This is a genomic window from Finegoldia magna (assembly GCF_002243175.1).
In the GTDB taxonomy this organism is placed as follows: domain Bacteria; phylum Bacillota; class Clostridia; order Tissierellales; family Peptoniphilaceae; genus Finegoldia; species Finegoldia magna_J.
In genome coordinates this window covers 13,180-34,874 of the sequence record NZ_NDYF01000008.1, presented here as the reverse complement: position 1 = coordinate 34,874, position 21,695 = coordinate 13,180, and the positions used below count along the sequence as shown (strand labels likewise).

The 21,695-nt window shown below is 31.3% G+C and carries 23 protein-coding genes; 3 read left to right on the top strand and 20 right to left on the bottom strand.

Going from position 1 to position 21,695, the window contains the following annotated elements; translation table 11 throughout:
• Window positions 1–97 precede the first annotated feature (97 nt).
• Window positions 98–952 carry a DegV family protein gene (locus tag B9N53_RS02260; protein ID WP_094203497.1) on the top strand — a complete coding sequence of 285 codons (855 nt, stop codon included), beginning with the start codon at window positions 98–100 and terminating at the stop codon, window positions 950–952.
• A 33-nt stretch (window positions 953–985) separates the two neighbouring features.
• Here the strand turns inward: B9N53_RS02260 and B9N53_RS02255 are convergent, their stop codons facing one another.
• From B9N53_RS02255 to amaP, 3 genes are read right to left on the bottom strand one after another with little or no spacing between them, the layout of a single operon-like run.
• A complete protein-coding gene (locus tag B9N53_RS02255) occupies window positions 986–1,444 on the bottom strand; it encodes an Asp23/Gls24 family envelope stress response protein (protein WP_225560603.1) in 459 nt (152 codons plus the stop codon).
• Window positions 1,445–1,466: 22 nt separating this feature from the next.
• Complete coding sequence (locus B9N53_RS02250; RefSeq protein ID WP_002836191.1) at window positions 1,467–1,766, bottom strand: DUF2273 domain-containing protein; 300 nt, start codon at window positions 1,764–1,766, stop codon at window positions 1,467–1,469.
• A gap of 9 nt (window positions 1,767–1,775) precedes the next feature.
• Window positions 1,776–2,321, bottom strand: a complete 546-nt coding sequence (gene amaP / locus B9N53_RS02245) for an alkaline shock response membrane anchor protein AmaP (protein ID WP_002836190.1) — start codon at window positions 2,319–2,321, stop codon at window positions 1,776–1,778.
• 301 nt (window positions 2,322–2,622) lie between these two features.
• On the opposite strand from amaP, the gene B9N53_RS02240 reads away from it, so the two are divergent.
• Entirely contained in the window at window positions 2,623–3,579 is a 957-nt protein-coding gene (locus B9N53_RS02240; protein ID WP_094203496.1) for a 3-hydroxyacyl-CoA dehydrogenase, read from the top strand.
• Between the two features lie 59 nt (window positions 3,580–3,638).
• On the opposite strand, the gene B9N53_RS02235 is transcribed toward B9N53_RS02240, so the two are convergent.
• From B9N53_RS02235 to B9N53_RS02210, 6 genes are read right to left on the bottom strand one after another with little or no spacing between them, the layout of a single operon-like run.
• Entirely contained in the window at window positions 3,639–4,658 is a 1,020-nt protein-coding gene (locus B9N53_RS02235; protein ID WP_094203495.1) for a Gfo/Idh/MocA family protein, read from the bottom strand.
• A gap of 8 nt (window positions 4,659–4,666) precedes the next feature.
• The gene (locus tag B9N53_RS02230) at window positions 4,667–5,998 is read right to left on the bottom strand and encodes a nucleotide sugar dehydrogenase (protein ID WP_094203494.1); all 1,332 of its coding nucleotides are present in this window, start codon (window positions 5,996–5,998) and stop codon (window positions 4,667–4,669) included.
• A complete protein-coding gene (locus tag B9N53_RS02225) occupies window positions 5,991–6,569 on the bottom strand; it encodes an acyltransferase (RefSeq protein WP_002836185.1) in 579 nt (192 codons plus the stop codon). Before B9N53_RS02225 ends, B9N53_RS02230 begins: the two co-directional genes overlap by 8 nt.
• The gene (locus B9N53_RS02220) at window positions 6,569–7,756 is read right to left on the bottom strand and encodes a DegT/DnrJ/EryC1/StrS family aminotransferase (protein WP_094203493.1); all 1,188 of its coding nucleotides are present in this window, start codon (window positions 7,754–7,756) and stop codon (window positions 6,569–6,571) included. Before B9N53_RS02220 ends, B9N53_RS02225 begins: the two co-directional genes overlap by 1 nt.
• A 49-nt stretch (window positions 7,757–7,805) precedes the next feature.
• Complete coding sequence (locus B9N53_RS02215) at window positions 7,806–8,438, bottom strand: sugar transferase (RefSeq protein ID WP_094203513.1); 633 nt, start codon at window positions 8,436–8,438, stop codon at window positions 7,806–7,808.
• Between the two features lies 1 nt (window position 8,439).
• Entirely contained in the window at window positions 8,440–9,633 is a 1,194-nt protein-coding gene (locus tag B9N53_RS02210; protein ID WP_094203492.1) for a DegT/DnrJ/EryC1/StrS family aminotransferase, read from the bottom strand.
• Between the two features lie 166 nt (window positions 9,634–9,799).
• Here B9N53_RS02210 and B9N53_RS02205 point away from each other — a divergent pair, with 166 nt between their 5' ends.
• Window positions 9,800–10,219, top strand: coding sequence for a Fur family transcriptional regulator (locus B9N53_RS02205; protein ID WP_094203491.1), 420 nt, complete (start codon window positions 9,800–9,802; stop codon window positions 10,217–10,219).
• A gap of 29 nt (window positions 10,220–10,248) precedes the next feature.
• Here the strand turns inward: B9N53_RS02205 and B9N53_RS02200 are convergent, their stop codons facing one another.
• The 11 genes from B9N53_RS02200 to B9N53_RS02150 form a co-directional block, all read right to left on the bottom strand.
• Window positions 10,249–11,019, bottom strand: coding sequence for an XdhC family protein (locus B9N53_RS02200; protein ID WP_094203490.1), 771 nt, complete (start codon window positions 11,017–11,019; stop codon window positions 10,249–10,251).
• Window positions 11,009–11,821 carry a selenium-dependent molybdenum cofactor biosynthesis protein YqeB gene (gene yqeB / locus B9N53_RS02195; RefSeq protein ID WP_094203489.1) on the bottom strand — a complete coding sequence of 271 codons (813 nt, stop codon included), beginning with the start codon at window positions 11,819–11,821 and terminating at the stop codon, window positions 11,009–11,011. Before yqeB ends, B9N53_RS02200 begins: the two co-directional genes overlap by 11 nt.
• Complete coding sequence (locus B9N53_RS02190) at window positions 11,799–12,392, bottom strand: NTP transferase domain-containing protein (RefSeq protein ID WP_242432387.1); 594 nt, start codon at window positions 12,390–12,392, stop codon at window positions 11,799–11,801. Before B9N53_RS02190 ends, yqeB begins: the two co-directional genes overlap by 23 nt.
• Window positions 12,393–12,473: 81 nt before the next feature.
• Window positions 12,474–13,277, bottom strand: coding sequence for a bifunctional 5,10-methylenetetrahydrofolate dehydrogenase/5,10-methenyltetrahydrofolate cyclohydrolase (locus B9N53_RS02185; protein ID WP_094203487.1), 804 nt, complete (start codon window positions 13,275–13,277; stop codon window positions 12,474–12,476).
• Window positions 13,274–13,738 carry a metallophosphoesterase family protein gene (locus B9N53_RS02180; RefSeq protein ID WP_094203486.1) on the bottom strand — a complete coding sequence of 155 codons (465 nt, stop codon included), beginning with the start codon at window positions 13,736–13,738 and terminating at the stop codon, window positions 13,274–13,276. Before B9N53_RS02180 ends, B9N53_RS02185 begins: the two co-directional genes overlap by 4 nt.
• On the bottom strand, window positions 13,719–14,321 hold the full coding sequence (rdgB, locus tag B9N53_RS02175) for an RdgB/HAM1 family non-canonical purine NTP pyrophosphatase (RefSeq protein ID WP_094203485.1): 603 nt from the start codon (window positions 14,319–14,321) through the stop codon (window positions 13,719–13,721). The genes B9N53_RS02180 and rdgB overlap by 20 nt, the downstream gene beginning before the upstream one ends.
• A complete protein-coding gene (gatB, locus tag B9N53_RS02170) occupies window positions 14,321–15,742 on the bottom strand; it encodes an Asp-tRNA(Asn)/Glu-tRNA(Gln) amidotransferase subunit GatB (protein WP_094203484.1) in 1,422 nt (473 codons plus the stop codon). The genes rdgB and gatB overlap by 1 nt, the downstream gene beginning before the upstream one ends.
• 1 nt (window position 15,743) lies before the next feature.
• Window positions 15,744–17,135: an Asp-tRNA(Asn)/Glu-tRNA(Gln) amidotransferase subunit GatA gene (gatA, locus tag B9N53_RS02165; RefSeq protein ID WP_094203483.1), complete on the bottom strand. Its 1,392-nt coding sequence runs from the start codon at window positions 17,133–17,135 to the stop codon at window positions 15,744–15,746.
• Window positions 17,135–17,416, bottom strand: coding sequence for an Asp-tRNA(Asn)/Glu-tRNA(Gln) amidotransferase subunit GatC (gatC, locus tag B9N53_RS02160; protein WP_094203482.1), 282 nt, complete (start codon window positions 17,414–17,416; stop codon window positions 17,135–17,137). Before gatC ends, gatA begins: the two co-directional genes overlap by 1 nt.
• A 50-nt stretch (window positions 17,417–17,466) precedes the next feature.
• Window positions 17,467–19,455, bottom strand: coding sequence for an NAD-dependent DNA ligase LigA (gene ligA / locus B9N53_RS02155; protein ID WP_094203481.1), 1,989 nt, complete (start codon window positions 19,453–19,455; stop codon window positions 17,467–17,469).
• The gene (locus tag B9N53_RS02150) at window positions 19,455–21,629 is read right to left on the bottom strand and encodes an ATP-dependent helicase (protein ID WP_094203480.1); all 2,175 of its coding nucleotides are present in this window, start codon (window positions 21,627–21,629) and stop codon (window positions 19,455–19,457) included. Before B9N53_RS02150 ends, ligA begins: the two co-directional genes overlap by 1 nt.
• Between the last annotated feature and the right edge of the window lie 66 nt (window positions 21,630–21,695).

Sequence of the window (21,695 nt, the reverse complement as noted above, 5' to 3'; positions counted from 1 at the left end):
CGGCAACTGATTGTCGTATTTTTTTCGTTAAAATGATATAATAGTTATGTTAACTTAAATATACAAAATTATTAAACGATTTAGAAAGGAATAAAAAATGCAAAAAATTGCTATTCTAACTGATACTACATCTGATGTGGATCCATCAATTATTAAAGAATACAATATTGTAGAAGTCCCTCTTCAAATCATTTACAATTCGGAAGTTACATATAAAGATAAGTATGAAAAAAATATTGACGACGTTATAAAAGACATCAATAGTAACACTATTAGTAGTTCGCTTCCCTTAGCAAGTGATTTGATTGACAAAATAGAATACATCATATCAGAAGGATACACACATATTATAGCTACATGCATGAGCTGTGGAATTAGTGGTACTTATAATCTATTTCAACAAATTTTAAGCTTATACTCTGATAAAATTACATATCATTTGATAGATTGCAGGTCATGTTCTATGGGAATGGGTTTTCTAATTGAAAAAGCTGTAACAATGAATGAAAGTGGAAAAAATTTCGAAGAAATTGTAGAAGAATTAGAAAAGCTAAAAACAAAAGAGGATTTCTTTTTTACTGTAGATAAATTAGACTATCTTTACACAAGTGGTAGAATTAAACGCTCAAGTAAAGTCGTTGGAAATCTATTAAACATTAAACCAATTATTACCTGTATCAAAAAAACCGGTAATTTGGAAGTTATAGACGCAGTAAGAGGTAGGAAAAAAGTCAACCAACAAATCCTTAATTATATAATTGACTTCGCAGCTAACGATCAAATAGACAATATATATATAATGCATTCAAATCTTCAAGAAAATGCAGATGAATTGGAAAAAGTAATACAAGATTACTATCCAAACGTTAAAATTTATAAGAGACCTATTTCTAGTCTTTTTGTTATACATACAGGTCCTCATATCTACGGAGCTGTTGTAACATTAAAATAAGGAAGGCGTAATGCCTTCCCTTTTTAATTTAGTTTATTTTAATCCACTTTTATTTTCTTCTTCTTTTTTGTTTTTTAAGTTGAATTCTTTTCTAGTCATTACATCAACTACTTTGCAGTTAACTTCAACAACATTTAATCCTGTCATTTTATTTACGCTTTGTTTTACAACTTCTTGTAATTGATGGAATACTTTAACAGCTGATACGCCGTATTCTAATATAACAGAAACATCAATTGCAGCTTCTTTTTCACCAACTTCTGCTTCTATACCTTTTGTAGCGTCATATCCGCCAAAAGTTTCTTGAATTCCTGAGAAGAATCCACCTTCCATATCTAAAACACCAGGTACTTCTCTAACTGCTATTGCGGCTATTTTTTGTACTACAGAGTTATCAAAAGTTAATTTTGATTCGTGTTTTTGTTCTTTTTCTTTTTCAGCTTTTTCTTCATTTACCTTATTTACTTCGTTGTATTTTTTTTCTTCCATCATTCTAATCTCCTTTTATACTATATTATTTCCTAAATAAATTCATCAAAAATCTGATAAATTTAGGATTACCTTCTTTATACAATCCATAACCATAACCTATACCAAAAAGTAATAGTATTAAGATTGTTGCCCAAAAACCAAGCTTTAAAAATGAAAGTGCAATTATTACACCTAAAATTCCATACTTAGTCGGTTTCCTTAACCCTGATAAATTTTTTATTAATCTTTCGTCAAATTTATCTTTTGGATCTTCTTTTACAAAAATTATCTTCTTTTCTTCATCTGGGGATTGAAAATTGTCCAACATATTGTTATTGTTCATTTCTACCCCCTATACTACCCTTTTGTTAGTAGATTTTGCCAAATCCAAGAATTTTACAGTAATATCTTTAACTTTGTATCCAGTTAAAGTTTCCAGATTAGTCTTGATATCATTTTTGATATTTTCACCAAGACCTCCTACATTTGACATATCCCTTACTCCAACCTCTACATCACAATTCATATACGGTTCATTTGAATTGTTGACTCTTACATTAACATTTGAAGTTCTGACATCGTTAAATTTATTTACAGTACTTTTAACAGTGTTTTCAAGTGCATCTGTAGATATCATAACTTCTCCATCCTTGTCTTTTGAGATCAAGAAATCACTTAAATTATCAGAGAGTATTGCTTTAAACATTATTATAAGTGCCCCTAGTAAAATTAAGGCTCCAATAACTGCTAATATATAAAAGCATACCTCATTCATCATGAGCTCTCTGAGATTATAACTAACTTGCCCAAAATTGAATACTGTAAAAAACATTACTAAAGAAAATAAAATTAGTAATATTGAAAATAGTATGTGGACAAATTTTTTAAATCCACTCATAAAACCTCCTTGTAAATTATTGATATATTTGTTACTTGATATATATACCACATTAGAATAAATTCTAAACAATAATTTGTTAAATTATAAAAATTTACTCTTTATTAATTGTTTTAAAAATGGTTTTAACCTCTAGCGCCTTAATTTAATTATACCCTTCTTATAAATTTCTAAACATTTTAAAAATTAAAAAACCCGAAAAATTACACAATTTGTTCAGTTCTGATTTGTAAAATTATTTAGAGGGTATATAAATACTGAATAAAGTTACAATATAGATTAATTCAAAGGAGGCACATTTATGAAATTTAAAAATGTTACAGTTGCTGGTGGAGGCGTTTTGGGATCTCAAATAGCTTTTCAAACTGCATTTAAAGGATTTGATGTCAACGTATGGCTAAGAAGTGAAGGTTCTGTAGAGAGAGCTAAGCCACGTTTTGATGCGTTAAAAGAAACTTATCTAAGTATACTAGATAGAATTAAGGTTGGATTATCTGATGAAAACACTGTTAACTCAGTAATTATACCTAGAGGTATTTCTTCAGATCAATTGACAATTGATGATATTGAAAATTTAAAAAAAGATGTAGAAGAAGGATTCAATAGAATTCATCTTTTAACTGACTTAGAAGAATCAGTTGAAAATTGTGATTTATTGATTGAAGCTGTTTCTGAAAATCCAGAACAAAAATCAGATTTCTATAAGAATTTAGCAAAAGTATTACATGATAATACTATAGTTGCAACAAATTCATCAACATTATTACCAAGTTCATTCAAGGATTTACTACCTCATCCTGAAAAATATCTGGCTCTTCACTTTGCAAATGAAATTTGGAACAATAATACAGCAGAAATTATGGGACACAGTGAAACTTCCCATGAAGTATTCGATGAAGTAGTAAATTTCGCAAAAGATATAGGAATGATTCCATTAAAATTAAAGAAAGAACAACCAGGATATCTACTAAATTCATTATTAGTTCCATTATTAGATGCAGCAATGACTCTAAAGGCTTTGGACATAGCTGACATTGAAGACATAGACAACGCTTGGAGATATGGAACAGGCGCTCCATTTGGACCTTTCCAAATACTTGACGTAGTTGGTCTTAAAACTGCATATAATATAACTTTAAATAAACCAGATGTAAATGATGAAAATTCTGTAACATATCAAATCGCTCAAATGCTAAAGAAATATATAGATGAAAACAAATTAGGTAGAGGAACAAAAGAAGGCTTCTACAAATACTAATTAAATTGAAACAAGCTCTTGACTAAAATCAAGAGCTTCTTTGTTTTTATAATATTTTATTAGTCAATCCAGCCGTAAGCTTTCATTAATACTTCTACTGGTTTTCTTCCTTCATGACCATTAATTAATGGTTGAGTATCGGTATTTATTGCGTGAATGAAATCTTTGTATAATGGAGTGTGTCCGTTTCCATACACATTATCGATTGATTTGTCATCTTCCAATTCTGCGGTTTCAGATTCATCTTCAAATACCCAAGTTTTTATTTCGTTAACAGCTAACCCACCGATAACGGCAGTTCCTGTCGATCCAAATACAGAAATAGTTTCTTCAAGATTTTTAGGATATACATCGGCACTACCTTCCAATAGTCCAATTCTACCGCTTTTAAATCTCATCAAAATTACACCGTAATCTTCCATTTCTATATCTCTTAGGAAAGTTTCTGTTTCAGCTTTTACGCTTACTAATTCATCGTCCATCATCCATAACAATAAGTCTAGTGCGTGTATACATTGGTTCATCAATGTACCCCCATCTAAAGCCTTTGTTCCTCTCCATGGTGCTAAGTTATAGTAGTTTTGATTTCTGTTCCATAAAACTCTTGCTGTGATGTTTGTCATCTTGCCAAATTTATTAGCATCAATTGTCTTCTTCAATTTTTGAATTGGAGGATTAAATCTGTTTTGGTGACATACCCCAACTTTTAATCCTTTTTCATCAGCTAACTTATTAATTTTGTCGATTTCTTCCAAACTCATAGCCATTGGTTTTTCAATCAATACATGTTTTGATTGTTCTAAGCAGTAAAGAGCTATCTCACCGTGGTAACCACTTTCTGTTGAAATTGAACACATATCGATGTCGACTTCTTCTAACATTTTTTTGTAATCAGTGTATACTTTTACATCTCTGTCAGGAAATCTTTCCAAATATTCATCTCTTTTTTCGATTGCTCTTTCTTCAATAATATCGCATACTGCAACCAATTCCATTTCTGAATCATTGTTTGCAATTCCTTCTACGTGTTTATAAGAAATTCTACCACAACCAATGATTGCGCATTTAATTTTTTGCATATTACCTCTTATAATAATTCTATCTTATCTCTATTGTTTTCTACATTTCTTGTAGCGTATTTTGTATCAAATACAAATGGTGCATTGTCTACGACCATTTGATAATCAACATTTGTGTGATCTGCAGTTATAACCACTAAATCATAACCTTTAACTACTTCAGGATTAATTTCTTTTAATGAGTAAGTCTTGGATCCATCTGGATTGAAGTATGAAGGATTGAATCCATCATAGTATTCTATAATAGCTCCTTCTTCTCTGAACTTATCCATTACAACAAATGCTGGTGAATCTCTTAAATCATCGATGTCTTTTTTGTAAGCAATACCTAAAATTAAAACTTTTGAACCATTTAAAGGTTTTTTGAATTTTCTAGACAAAATCTTCATTGATCTATCTACAACCCATTCAGGCATACTATCATTTACAGTACCACTTGCTTCTATGATTGGCATGTGTACATCGTATTCTCTAGCTTTCCAAGTCAAATAGAATGGATCTAATGGTATACAGTGTCCACCTACACCAGGACCTGGATAGAATGCTTGATATCCATAAGGTTTTGTCTTAGCAGCGTCTACTACTTCCCACATATTGATATCCATTTTATTAGCTAATTTGGCAAATTCATTTACCAATCCGATGTTTACATTTCTGTATGTGTTTTCAAGAATTTTTTCCATTTCAGCAACTCTTGGTGAAGATACAGTCATAACTTCCCCTTCAAGTACATTTCTGTACAATGCTGCTGCAACTTCTGTAGATTCTGAACCAATTCCTCCAACAACTTTTGGAGTGTTCTTAGTTTTGTATTGTTTATTACCTGGATCTACTCTTTCAGGAGAAAATGCTAAGTAAAAATCTTCTTCACATTTCAAGCCTGAACCATTTTCCAATATAGGTCTCATTAATTCTTCAGTAGTTCCTGGATAAGTAGTGGATTCTAAGACAACGATAGATCCTTTTTTCAAATGTTTAGAAACATCTGTAGTTGATTTTTCAACGTAAGAAATGTCTGGTTGTTGGTAAATATCCAATGGTGTTGGAACGGCAATAGCTATGAAATCACAGCTTGCAACTGATTCAAAATCACTTGTAGCTCTTAATTTTCCAGATTCAACGATAGCTTTTAATTCTGAATCAACTACATCACCAATATAGTTAACTCCATCGTTAACCATTTGAACTTTTTCAGGTTGTACATCAAATCCAATAACAGTGTAACCAGCTTTTGCTTTTTCAACTGCTAATGGCAATCCTACATAACCTAATCCCACAACCCCTACAACTAGAGATTTATCTTCGATTTTGCCCAATAATTCTTCTTTTAAATTATTCATTTGATACCTCACTCAATTTATAATCATTTAATAAATATTTCTTGTCACATTTTTCACATATATAATCTGTGAGGGAAACTCTTTTTAGGTTTTCTCCACATGAACATGCATATCCATGATGTCTAGCTGGATTTCCTACTACAATTTCGTAATCCCCGACATCTTTTGTAACAACTGCTCCTGCTCCAATTATAGCATATTTGCCAATTGTGTTTCCACAAACAATAGTCGCATTGGCGCCAATAGACGCGCCTTCTTTAATAGTTGTTTTTCGATATTCATCTTTTTTCTCAATAAAAGCCCTTGGATTAATAACATTTGTAAACACACAAGAAGGTCCTAAGAAAACACCATCTTCACAAACAACACCAGTATACACACTAACATTATTTTGAACTTTACAATTATTACCAAGCGTAACATCTGGAGAAATCACAACATTTTGACCAATATTACAATTTTCTCCAATAGTGCTGCCTGACATCACATGACTAAAATGCCAAATTTTAGTACCTTTACCGATCTTTGTCTCTTCATCTATATAGCAAGACTCATGAGCAAAAAAGTCCATTATACTATCTCCTTTATAGAATTAATAATATATTCTCTTTCCTCATCGTTCATTTCTGGGAACAATGGAATAGCAAAAGTTCTTTCTGAAAGATATTCCGCATTAGGGAAATCTCCCTTCTTATATCCTAAATCATTAAAAGCTTTTTGTAAATGCATTGGAACCTTGTAATAAGTTCCAGTGGCGATGCCTTTTTCTTTTAATTTTGATTCTATTTCTTCTCTGTTTTCAGATTGTAAAATAAATAAATGGAAAACGTGCTTTCCGCCTTCAGTTTCAGTTGGCATTACCAATGAAGTATCCTTCAAAGCGTCGATGTATTTGTGTGAAATACTTCTTCTATTTTCCGTATATTCGTCTAAGTGTTTCAATTTAATTCTCAAAATAGCAGCTTGGATTTCGTCCAATCTTGAATTATGACCGATTAAATAATTGTAATATTTCAATGGATTGTAAACAGTGTTGTCTCCTGAATTTTGTTCCACAACCTCAACTTCTTCGTCATTTAATATAGCGTAAGCTTTCATTCCATTTTCGCCACTACCGTGAACCTTCAATGCTCTTATAATCGTTGCCAAATCATCATCATTAGTTGTGATCATTCCACCATCACCAAAACATCCCAAATTTTTTGTAGGGAAGAATGAGAAACAAGCTATATCCCCTAAATTACCAACATTTTTGCCCTTATATTGTGAATTAATTGCTTGTGCTGCATCTTCAACAACATACAAATTATGTCTTTTAGCAATATCATTTATTTCATCCATTTTACATGCATTTCCAAATAAATGAACACAAATAATTGCCTTTGTTTTGTCTGTAATCTTTTCTTCTATTTGAGAAGGATCGATATTATAAGTATCCAATTCAACATCACAAAACACAGGTGTAGCTCCGACAAATCTTATAGCTTCAGCTGTTGCAAAGAAAGTATAATCAGTGGTTATAACTTCGTCTCCTTCTTTGATTCCCAAAGACTTCAAAGCTATAATCAAAGCATCAGTCCCATTTCCAACTGTAATCGCATGTTTAACACCAATTTTTTCAGCTATTTCTTTTTCAAATTGTTTAACATTTTCACCCATTATATATTGTGCATTTTTGAAACACTCTAATACATTTGTGTTTACTTCTTCTTCAATGTCTTTATATTGTCTTTTCAAATTCAACAATGGTATATTCATTAAAATCCCCCGTTTAATTTCTCTTCATCTATATAAACTAACTAATAAGTTATAAAATCTTCAATGTTTGAAGAATTATTTTTATATCATTTAATAAATTAATATTTTCAATGTATTGTTTGTTTAGTTCGATTTTATTCGGCATAATTTCTTCCACATAAGTTTTTTCAGGATTGTCGGACTTATCCAAAATTTCAGATTCATCTCTGTATTTTATACTTGCCAAATCCGTAATTCCTGGTCTAATCTTCAAAATATCTCTGTCCGAATCCGAATACATATCGACGTATTTTCTAACTTCTGGTCTTGGACCAACAAAACTCATATCTCCGACTAATACATTGAACAATTGTGGAAACTCATCTAATTTAGTTTTCCTCAAAAACTTTCCTACTTTTGTTATTCTAGGATCGTCTCCAACTGTTATTGCCATTCCCAATTTTGGAGCATCCACAACCATCGTCCTAAATTTCAAAATCGTAAAATCCTTATTATTTTTCTTAACTCTTTTTTGTTTGAAAAACACAGGACCTTTTGAATCTAACTTTATAGCTATAGAAATTATAATCATTGGGATTGCCATAACCAAAATTCCAAATAAAGATGCTAAAATATCAAATAATCTTTTGATGAAAAGATTAAATTTGCTATTTTTAAGGATTTCATCTACTCGATTGTCCATATTATTTACCACTAACTATATCCTTGTAAGTTTCGATAACATAAGCTACTTCATCATCTGATATTAATGTGTGTAGAGGCAATGTTATTTCGTTTTTGTATTGTTCAAAAGTATTAGGATAATCTTTTATGTCAAATCCTAGATTTTTGTATCCAGTCATCATCGCGATTGGCTTGTAGTGAACGTTCGTAGCAATACCTTTTTCTGCCATCTTGACGATTATATCGTTACGTGTTTCTTCGTTGATACCTTCAACTCTTGTTAAATACAAATGACCATTACTTGTATAATCTTTTCCAAAATGATTCAAATAACTAATTGATGTATTATCAAAACCATCGTTATACATTTTGATTATTTCTTTTCTTCTAGCTAATAAATCATCGTATCTTTCTAATTGTGCAAGGCCAATTGCTGCTAATATATCAGGCATATTGTACTTGTAATAAAGACCTTTAATGTCGTATTCCCAAGCACCTAATTTTGTTTTCGCTAATGCATCTTTGTTTTGTCCATGTAGTGAGAATAATTGTAAATCATTGTAAATCTTATCTACATCACCAATATTTATAGCGAGCATTCCGCCTTCTGCTGTAGTAAAGTTTTTAACAGCATGGAATGAGAAAGATGCTATATCTTGGAATGAGCCAATTTTTTTGCCTTTATATGTTGAACCCAAAGCATGTGCGCTATCAGAAATCAAAGCAACTCTTCCCAAAGATTCTTGTATTTCATTAGAAGGTCTGAATATTGATTTCTTAGCTTCAATTACTTCGTAAATTTTATCGTAATCAACAGGAACTCCTGCGATATCAACTGGAATAATCGCCTTAGTATTTTCATTTATAGAATCATACAATTTATCATAATCCATAAAGTAAGAATCTTTTTGAACGTCAACTAATTTTATTGTAGCATCCAAATGATCTATAACTGAACAGCTTGCAGTATAAGTGTAAGCCGAAGTAATACATTCATCTTTTTTACCATTTACGCCCAAAATTCTAAGCGCACATTCCAATGCAGCAGTTGCCGAATTAAAGCAACAAGTCTTTTTTGATTGTGTATATTCTTGTAAGTTTTTTTCTAATTGTTTGGTTTTCGGTCCAGTTGTAATCCAACCGGATTTTAATGCGTCTACCACTTCTTCAATTTCTTTGTCAGAAATATCAGGTGGTGAAAATAAAATGTTCATAAACAACTCTCCTTATTTCACTAACTATATATTATACCACTAATTTACGAATTTTTAGATATAAATGACGAAAAAGTTGACAAATTGTAGCATTCTTTCGATTTCAAATTTTAAACAGTTCTAAAATATTTCATAATAAAATGATATAATAATTATAGGTGATAATATGAAAAACGAAATCTTATTACAAAATGGTTTGAAAGTCACAAAAGCAAGAAAGCTTATAATATCGATTTTAGAAAAATCTGAGCAGCCTATCTCTGCAGAAGATTTGTATGAGATTTTCAAGAAAAAAGAAGACTCTAATCTGTCTACAATTTACAGAAATTTAAAAATATTAAAAAATAAAGAAATAGTTGAAGTTGTTTGTGAAATCGACGGTATTTCATATTACAGATTAAAAGGCAAAAAACATAAACACAGTATAATCTGTGAATCTTGCGGCAAAATCATACCTATTGATCACTGCCCAGTTGAAAAAATTGAGATGGATTTGGAAGACAAAACAGGTTTTAAAATCGACTCACATTCTCTTGAATTTAGAGGAATTTGTCCAGATTGTCAAAATACAAATGAAAGCAAGTAAAAAAGCATGACTTAAAAGTCATGCTTAATTTATTTGCCGTTTTTCACTTTCAGAATTTGAGACATTATCGAAATAGCTATTTCTTCTACAGATCCATCATCAATATCAAGTCCCACTGGAACATTAATACTGTCAACTAAGTTTTTGTCCACATTTCTTTCTACCAAGTTTCGTTTTAAAGTTTCTGCTTTTTTCCTTGAGCCTAACATTCCGAAGTATTTATGAGGTTTGTCCAAAATATTAAAAGCAACTTCTTCATCATGCTTATGATCTCTTGTAGCGGCTATTATAAAAGTCTCAGGTGTAAATCTTAAATCATCTATAGAATCCTCGATTTCTTTATTGATATATTTTTTAATATTAGAAAAATCTTCATTGTAAATAAACTCATCCCTATCATCAACTACAATTACTTCAAAATTAGTTAAAGTTGCAATTCTAGCTAGTTTTTGTGAACAATGTCCTGCTCCGAAAATAATCAACGTTGGTTTTGGGAAAAAAACTTTACCAAATCCACTTGCTCTTCCTCCGCAACTCATACTGACCTTTTCTCCTTCGTTAAGTACATAATCAAATTCGAAGTCACTATCTTTTTTTAAGTTTTCGATAGAATCTTTGATTACTTGGTGTTCGATAGCGCCGCCTCCAACAGTTCCAAAAGTTTTTCCATCCTCACGAACAGCCATAATGTTTCCTTGTTTTCCTGGAACTGATCCTTTATTTTTAAATAAAGTCACCATCATACATTTATATCCATCTTCCAAAGATTTGTACATTTCTAACAAAACATCATTTTGCATTCTTTTCTCTCCTGTTTTCTAACATCATAATTGCTTCCAAAACAGCTCCACCAATTGCTCTAGCTTTATCGCTAATTGTAAAACAATTTTTTACCTCTTCATATCTAGGGTCAATATCAATTATTTTAAGTCCTTTTGTAACCTCAAAATCATCCCTAATCATTCCTCGTATTACGCCATCCAAAGTCGCTCTTGTATAATTATCTCCAACTTTTGCTATGATTTCTCCTTTTTTAACAATATCCGAAATATTTTTAATATGAGTAAATTGTCCATTACAATCAGAGTATATTACTCTTTCAGTTGAAAATCCTTCGATAACACCTGGAACTTTTGTATTTTTCTTTGCAAAGCCTTGTTCGATAATTCTGGCCAAATCATGACCTCTCATCGTTTCAATCACAATATCACAATCAATCCCTGCTTCAAAACCAGGGCCCAAAGCTATGGTAATGTCTGCCATACCTTTTTTAAGTCCAGTATTTTTCTTCGCTAATATAGCATCCACCACGACATCGAATTTCTTCTTATCTAATATCGTAAGTTTTGGGTCAACTATTATCACAGGATTGTATTGTTCTAAGTATTCGTCAATTTCATCCAAGTTTTCACACAAAACAGCTTCTATATCTTCAACAGTTGTTTTTTTATCGTAAACTGCCTCAGAAAGTGATACTTTTCTTCTGATACTACTTGGATTTGAAACTTCAGTAACAACGCATTTGAACCCAGCGCGAACAAGTTTTTGAATTGTACCAGTTGCGATATCCCCTGCGCCTCTAATCAAACAAATTTTCTGCATTTAAAATCCTTTCATAATCATCGTTTGTATCTATATCCATTAATTCTCTTTCGAAATCAGCATCTACATATTTTACATCATTCAAATTCTTGTTCTTAACTACAGAACCTTTTTCATCGTTTTTCAGTGATAATAATTGATTGAAAAATTTATTTGAAAAAATGACAGGATTTCCTACTTTGTCCTTGAACTTCAGTTGACAAATTTTATCTTTCTCAAATGAATTAATTAATTTTTCTATAGAAATTTCTGTTAATAACGGCTGGTCAGAAACTAGGAAACAAATGCCATCCATCTTATTAAAATATTTGACTCCCAATTTAATCGATTCACTTTGTCCTGTTTCGTTGTTTGGATTGTTAATCGTTTTAATTCCTATCTTGTTACAATATTCTATTATCGTAGAATTATTTGTAATCACAATTCTATCATAAAAGTTTGATTTTGCTACCAAATCAATAATATATTCAAAAACAAATTTATCATTATATTGTAGCATTAATTTGTCAGATTTCATTCTCTTGGACAAACCACTTGCCATTATTACTGCGCCTATTTTCAAAATTATCACCTAATCTATTATACACTTTTAGTTTATTGCAATCAAAAAACCTCTTCATCAATTAAGATAAAGAGGTTTCTGAAATAAAAATTATTGTCTATTCAAAGCGCCTTCAACCATTTGCAACAACAATACTCTTGTTGTGATTTTACCAACGCTATTTGCCAATACTTTTACATTAACTTCTGGATTAACATCGCCTGATAATTTTCCGTTTTCATCCAAGCTAACTCCAACATCTACTACATAAGAATCTTCAGTAAAGTAAGAATCATCAAACATTTTAGCTTTTCCAACCGCAGTTACAACCAAATCAGCATTTTTAGTAAATGATTTGATGTCTTCTGTTCTAGAGTGGCACATTGTAACAGTTTTGTTTTCTTTGATAAGCATATTGAAAAGTGGCTTTCCTAAAACTAATGATCTGTTTACGATTACCACGTTTTTAACATCGAAGTTGTAGTATTTAACTATTTCAACAACAGCTCTTGCTGTAGCTGGATAATATGCATCTTCTTCTGCTGCCAAGACTTTTCCTAAGTTAACCATTCCCATTGCATCGATATCTTTTTCTGGTGCGATTATATATTGAATTTCTTTTTCCAATTTTTTATCTTTTAATGGTCTAAACATCAATATACCGTCGTGTGTTTCATTTAGTTCTTTTATAGTTTGGATTAATTTTTCGTTTTCTCCTTCTTCTAAAACTATTTGATCACAAGTTATGTTCAACTTAGCGCAGTTGTTTTTTACAGCTTTTTCGTAAGAAATATCTCCTGCATTTTCACCAACTCTTACAGTTGAAACTTTAACTTCTCTACCTAATTTTTCTACACCATCGATAATTCTTTTACCTAAATCTTCTCTAAGTTCTTTAATGTCTAATACGTTCATAAAAGTATCCTTTCTATTTGTTCATTTTTTGTATCGTATATTACAAATCCAGCTTGTCCATCTCTTGGATAAGTTACAGATCCTGGATTTATAACCCAAACGCCATCAATTTTTTCATTAAAATACCTATGCGTATGTCCATACAAACACATTTGGCAATTTAATGATTTGCTTTTTTCGACTAATCTTGTCACTCCTGAAGATACATTGTACTTGTGGCCGTGTGTTATGAAAATATTTTTATCAGAAATCCTAATAACCTTGTCATATTCACCACCAGCAACATAAAAATCGTTATTCCCTTTTACATAAATGACTTCTACTTTTAATAAATCTTCAAGTAAAATTGCATCATCGCACACATCTCCTAAGTGAACGATGATGTCAATTTCTTTATCAAATAAATAATCATAAACTTTTGCGACTTTGTTATGTGTATCACTAATTATTGCTACTTTCATTTAAACCTTTCAAAATGATTTTGGCATTTTCCAAAGCTCTTTTTCTGTGACTAATTTTGTTTTTCTCACTGTCTTCCATTTGAGCAAAACTTTTATCGTAACCATCTGGCATGAATATACTATCGTATCCGAAACCATGTTCTCCACACTCTTCTAATAAAATCTTGCCATTTACTCTGCCTTTAGCTTGATGAATTTCATCATTTGAATCTATAATTGTGATTACAGTTTCAAAATAAGCACTTCTATCTTCTTTTCCTTTCAATTCAGATAAAAGTTTTTGACGATTTTTACTATCGTCACATTCATCGCCTGCAAATCTTGCAGAATATACGCCAGGTCTTCCATCCAAAGAATTTACAAATAGTCCTGTGTCATCACTCATTACAATATCGTCTGTATATTTTTTTAGAAATTTAGCTTTGATAAGTGAATTGCCTTCCAAAGTTTCTGCATCTTCTACTGCATCTTCATTTATACCCAATTCGGATTTGGAATACACATCATAATTCAAATCAGAAAGAATTTCTTTTATTTCAGAAACTTTTCCTTTATTTCCTGTAGATAAATATATTTTTTTCATTAGATTTTCTCTTTAATTAATTCGTTGAACTTTTGAGGATTTCCTTTGCCTTTTGATTTTTTCATACATTGGCCAACTAAGAAACCAATCGCACGATCTTTACCATTTCTAATACTTTCGATGGATTCTGGATTTTCTGCTACGACTTCATCCACTATTTGTTGTAGTAAATTATCGTCATCAACTTGCAATAATCCTTTTTCTTTGACATAAACCTCTGGGTCAAAGTTTTCGTTGAACATTTCTCTCAAAACTTTCTTTGCAGTTTGATTGTTTATTTTCTTAGCTGAAGAAAGTTTAATCAATTTTGCCAAATTTTCAGCAGACATATTCATTTCTTCCACTTCAATTTCATTTTCGTTTACTTGACGAAGAACATCTCCCAATAACCAATTTGAAGATTGAACAGGATCATTTGAGATTTCTACAACTTTTTCATAGTAGTCAGCCAAGTATCCATTCCTTGTTAAAATATCTGCGTCGTATTCATCAATCTTGTATTCGTTCATGAATCTTTCTTTACGCATTTGTGGAAGTTCTGGCAAATTATTTTTGATTTCTTCGATATAAGATTGTTCCACAAAAGTTTTAGGAATATCTCCTTCAACTGAGAATCTGTAATCATTTCCTTCTTCTTTGTGTCTCATTACTATTGTAGTTTGAGTGTCCTCATCCCATCTTCTAGTTTCTTTTTCGCCGATTTTATTTTTCTTTGCCAATTGGATGTGTCTTTCTTGTTCGTAAACCAAAGCTTTTGAAACTGATTTGAATGAGTTTAAGTTCTTAATTTCAGAAATTTTAGTTTTAAAATCAGAATCTTCATCGTAAACATTGATATTAACATCGCATCTCAACGATCCTTCGCTCATCTTAACATCTGATATTTTCAAATATTTGATTCTTTCTCTTAAAGTTTCTAAGAATTCTCTGGCTTCATCAGGAGTGCTCATATCTGGTTCACTAACAATTTCAATTAGTGGAACTCCCGCTCTATTATAATCCATTAAAGTGTTTCCACTTTCGTTGTGAATTGATTTACCTGTATCTTCTTCTATGTGAATTCTTCTAATTCTAACTTTTTTACCTTTAGTTGATGATTTTAATTCTATATATCCATTTGTGCAAAGTGGTTGATCTTCTTGTGTGATTTGATATCCTTTAACCAAATCTGGGTAGAAGTATTTTTTTCTGTCCATCTTGAATTCATTAGCAATGTCACAATCAAAAGCAAGTCCAGCCATAATAGCGTATCTTAAAGCTTCTTTGTTCATGTGAGGAAGTGCTCCAGGATGACCTAAACAAATTGGGCAGACATTTGTGTTTGGAACTTGTCCAAATTCATTCTTACAACCACAAAACATTTTAGTTTTAGTTGATAATTCAACGTGAATTTCCAATCCTATAAGTGTTTTTAAGTTCATGCTATCTCCTTTCAAACGCTAAAGCTGCATTCAATAAATTTTCTTCGTCGTGACTATTTGCAATTAGTTGCAAACTAGTTGATATTCCTGATTTGTAAGGAATTGAAATAGCACACAATCCACTCAAGTTTACAATTACATTGAAAATACCTGAGTCATACACAGCCAATGGATCGTCTTTCCTGCTGTCTAATTCATAAGGTAAGCTTGTCATTGTAGGTGTAGCAATCAAATCAAAATCTTTGAAGATATTTTTGAACTCTTGTGAAAGTAGATTTCTAACTTTTAAACCTTGTTTGTAAATTTTTTGGTCATTGGAACTTGCTAGATAAAAAGTTCCCATAGCAATTCTTCTCTTAACTTCTTCGCCAAATCCTTCACTTCTTACTTTAACGAATAAATCTCTCGTATTTTCATAATCATCTGTCAAATATCCATATCTAATTCCATCAAATCTTGACATATTAGATGATACTTCACTAGTTACAATTACGTTATATAAAGCATTTGCGTATTTTAAATATTCGAAGTCGATTTCTACTAAATCGGCACCTAATTTTTTTAGAATCTCCAATATTTCTTGGTATTCGTTGATAACTGTTTCATCATTGCTGTATTTTTTTAAATCAACAACGGCAATTTTTTTGCCTTTAAAATCATAATCTTTCTTTTGAACATTTACTTCAGATTGAATTGTAGTCATATCATTGTCATCGTGACCTGCAATTACATTGTAAGTATCCATTATATCTTCAACAGAATTTGATAATATACCAACTTCGTCCAAAGTATTTGCCATTGATTGAACTCCAAATCTAGAAATTGAACCATAAGTTGGCATAAATCCTACGACATTACAGCAAGATGCTGGTTGTCTACTAGAACCACCAGTGTCAGTTCCCAAACTTACAACAGCCATTTCAGCTTTGACACTAGCAGCTGATCCTGATGATGAACCGCCTGGGATTAATTTTGTGTCCACAGGATTTTTTGTAGGTCCAAAATAACTTGTTTCAGAAGAAGATCCCATTGCAAATTCATCCATATTAACCTTTCCAACTATAACGCAGTCTTCTTCTTTTAATTTTTTGATTACAGTAGCATCGTAAATTGAAACATAATCTTCTAACATTTTTGATCCACAAGTCATCTTCAAATCTTTTACATTAATGTTGTCCTTAACACTAACTGCAATACCAAACATTTTTCCCAAATTTTCGTTATTGTTTGCTTTTTCAATTAGCTTTTCAACTTGTTGGTCAACAAATGATTTGTCGTAAGTTATGAACACATTCAAATTTTTTTTTGATTCTATTAATTTATCCAAATCACTGTAGTAGTCCTTTAAACTCTCAGGATTTTCTACAAATTTATTTCTAAGATTTTCTATCATTATTCCACCACTTTCTTCAATTTAAAATAACCATACTCACGAGATTTTGCATTCTTCAACGCAACTTCTCTTGGAATTGATTCTTTTGGTGTATCTTCTCTAAGTATGCTGTGATATTGTGGCAAGAATTCCATGTATTCCACACCTTCAGTATCACATTCCATAATCATACTTGCAAAATCCAATACAGTATTGTATTTTTCATATAAATCATCCACGTTTTCAGTTAACTCAAGGTTAGCCAAATCATAGATTTTTATTACTTCATCTCGATTAATCATACTAACTCCTTTTTAATTCATGATTAAATTTTATCATAAATAAATTAAATTTATAAGTTGTCTAAGAATGAATTCAATTCATCTTCTGTCATTAATTTTACACCCAAATCCTTCGCTTTTGTAAGTTTAGATCCAGCTTTTTCTCCATATACCACGTAATCGGTGTTTTTGGACACAGAAGATGAAACTTTTGCTCCCAAATTCGATAACTTGTCTGTAAGTTCTTTTCTAGAATAATTTACCAAACTTCCTGTCAATACAAAAGTCAAATTATCCAATTTCTTTTCAATATTTTCAGGATTTTTGATTTTAATTCCTTTTGATAGAAGTGAATCGATAGAATGAGAAATAGTTTCGTCATGGAAAAATTCTACGATTTCTTCTGCAATAACATTTCCAATATCTTCTATTTGAATTAATTCTTCAAACTTCGCTTCTCTCAAATTATCAAAGTTTTTATATTTTTGTGCCAATTCAAAGCTTGTCTTCTCGCCAATTTCAGGAATTCCAAGTGCAAAAATGAAATTAGCCAAATCAACATTTTTACTCTTTTCAATTGCATTTATCAGATTTTGGCTCTTTTTTTCTTTAAAGCCTTCTAATTGCAACAACTGTTCTTTTTTTACATCGTAGATTTCTTCTATTGATGTGATGTTTAGTTTCTCTAGCAAAACTTCCAACGTTTTTTCGCTCAATCCATCGATATTCATTGCATTTCTACTTGCAAAATGAACCATTCTCTTAACTAATTGTGGAGTGCAACTCATTGAATTTGGACAGAAAATATGAACTCCATCTCTAAATAATTCACTGTGACAATAAGGACAGTAATGTGGAATTTCAATTTCTTCCGTATCTTCTTGGTCAGGATTTACAACTCCCATTATTTCTGGGATTACATCGTTTGACCTTCTAATGAAAACTTCTGAATTCAATCTTACTTGTTTTCTTTCAATATCGTCAATATTGTTAAGTGTAGCTCTTTTTACAGTTACATTTCCAATCTCTACAGGCTCCAACAAAGCCGTCGGAGTTACTTTTCCAGTTCTTCCAACATTCCATTCAACTTCTTTTACAATTGTTGTAAATCTTTCAGGTTCAAACTTGTAAGCTATCGCCCATCTTGGAAATTTGTTAGTGTAGCCTAATTTTTCTCTGGTTTTAAAATCATTTACTTTAATTACCACACCATCTGTTAGCACGTCAATTTCATTTCTTAATTCAAAAATCTCTTCGATAAATTCTGAAATCTCTTCGAATGACGTTGCGTGTTTTTCGTAAGGATACAATTTGAAATAATTATCTCCCAAAAACTTCATCATTTGTTCTTGAGTTTCAAGCCCGTTTTCTTCCAAATAATTTACATTGTAGAAATAAGCATCCAAGTTTCTTTCTCTTGTAACAGCTGGATCTAAGTTTCTAAGAGCTCCTGCTGCTGCATTTCTCGCATTTTTGAGTTTTGGTTCATGAGTTTGGTTGTATTTTTCTAATGAAGAAAGTGGCATTACTCCTTCGCCTTGAATTTCCATCAATCTCGTGTCTTTTATTTTCAATGGAATTGAATTGATAGTTCTCACTTGGCTTGTAATAACTTCTCCGATAGTACCGTTACCTCTTGTAGTCGCCATCACTAAATATCCGCCATCATATGTCAAATTTACTGTCAAACCGTCAAACTTAAATTCAACATAAAATTCAACTTGAGGTAATTTGTTCACGTGATTTTTATTGTAATTTTCTACAAATTCAATGGTTTTATTGACCCAATTTCTAACTTCTTCTTTGCTTTGCGCTTTTCCTAAACTGTACAACGTATTCAAGTGCACATGCTTTTCAAATCCCGATAAAACTTCTCCACCAATCCTATTTGTCGGAGAATTTGGGAGAACAACTCCAGTTTCTTTTTCAAGATTCACAAGCTCATCATACAACACATCATACTCTGAGTCCTCAATCAAAGGATCATCCAAAGTATAATAATGAAAAGCGTATTTATTTAGTATGTCTACCAAATATTTTATTCTGTCTTCCTTTTCCATTATTCAACCCTTGTTAGTGGTGCTAGTGATGAATTTAGTTTCTTCAAGCCTTTTTTGTCGAAATTAATCGTCAATTCATCACCGTTTTCTTTTTCAACAATTCCGACGATTACACCAGTTCCGAACTTTTTGTGTGAAACCTTGTCTCCAGCTCTGTACTTTTCATTGTTTTTAGTAACAGTATTTTGTTTTTTAGTGATTGAAGCTGATGCTTCTGTTCTGTAATCATCAACTACTTTAGTGTTGAACGATTCTCTAAAACTAACCTCTTTATTAGGAGATTCGTCTTTGTATTTGTTTTCCATTTCCTCTATAAACCTCGATTCAGCTTTTGTTTGAAATTCATTAAATCTTCTTCTCGATTGCACACTTGTAATGTACAATTTTTTCCTTGCCCTTGTGATTGCAACGTAGCACAATCTTCTCTCTTCTTCTACATCTTCATCAACTCTTGATGGAATAGTACCTTCTTCTAGACCAGTGAAAAATACAACATCAAACTCCAATCCTTTTGCCGCATGGATTGTCATCATCGATACACCTTTTGTATTATCATCAGTTTTATCTAAATCGGTCATAAGTGATGAAGTTTCCAAATATTCTCTCAAGTTTTTATCAGGATTATCTTGAACAAATTGATATAAAGATGAAATGTATTCGTCAATATTTTCCAACCTCGTCTTATCATCTCTATTATTTGATTTTTCAAGATTAGCTCTGTATCCTGTTTTGTCCAGAATATATTCCATAAGTTCTGCAACATTCAAATCATCTTTTGGAAAGCTTTTAATTAAATAATAAAACTCTTGAAGCTTTTTCGCTGTAGCATTTGAAAAATCAGGAAGATCTGTATTTTTGATGTATTCCATCATACTAATTCCTCTTGATTGCGAACATTGCAACAACTTATCCATAGTTGTTTTACCAATTCCTCTTTTCGGCTCATTGATAATTCTATTTAATGCCATATTGTCATTCAAATTTTCAACAATTCTAAGATAGCTAACGCAATCTTTGATTTCTTTTCTATCGTAGAATTTCAATCCACCTACAACTCTATTAGGAATTCCTAGTCTATTCAATCTTTCTTCAAAAAGTCTAGATTGTGCATTGGTTCTGTACAAAATCGCCATTTCTTCGTATGGGTTTTGTCTGTATCTTTCTTGCTCAATCCATTGAACCACTTGTTCTGCCTCATCTATATCAGAATACATTCTTCTATAAATCGGCATATCTCCTTCGTTTTTTGCAGTCCACAAATTCTTGTCTTTTCTAAGTGAATTGTTTTTAATCACCGTGTTTGCCAAATCCAAAATAGGTTGTGTAGAACGATAATTTTGTTCCAATAAAATAACTTTAGCATTCTTAAAATCTTTTTCAAAATTTTGAATGTTTTGAATGTTTGCTCCTCTCCAACCGTAAATTGATTGATCAGAATCTCCTACACAACAAATATTATCGTTTTTTGAAACCAAATTTTTGATTAACTTGTATTGTGTATCGTTAGTGTCTTGGTATTCATCGACAAATACATACTTAAATCTGTCAGAATATTTTTCTCTTAAATCTGGATTTTCTTCGAACAACAAATTAGTCTTCACAATCAAATCATCAAAATCCAATGAATTGTATCTTTTTAGTTTGTGTTCGTATTTTTGGAATAATTCCATAGTAAAAGTACTTAGACTAATATCAAAATCTTCTTTGTCGATATTTTTTTCTGTAGCCCCAGCGTTTTTTAATCTAGAAATTGTATTAATTTCGTTTTTGATTTCTACATTTTTAGGATCCACACCCATATCCTTCAAACATTCTTTTACAAGAGAGATCTGATCGGCTCTGTCATAAACTGTAAAGTTTCTTTCGAAGCCAATTCTTTCTATCTCTACTCTCAAAATTCTAGAACAAATTGCATGGAATGTTCCTATCCACATGCTGTCTACGTTTTCTTGAAGGATATTTTCGACCCTTTCTTTCATTTCTTTGGCAGCTTTGTTTGTAAAGGTAATTGCCAAAATCTCGTATTTTGAACACAATCCTTTTTCCAAACAATATGCAATTTTTGTAGTCAAAACTTTTGTCTTCCCACTTCCTGCTCCTGCCAATATCAACATAGGACCATCTGTATTTTCGACTGCTTCTCTTTGTCTGTCATTTAAATTATCTAAATTCATCATAACTCCTTATGTATCAATAAAAAAATAAGTCGCTACAACTTATTTTTTCAAATATATATTCGT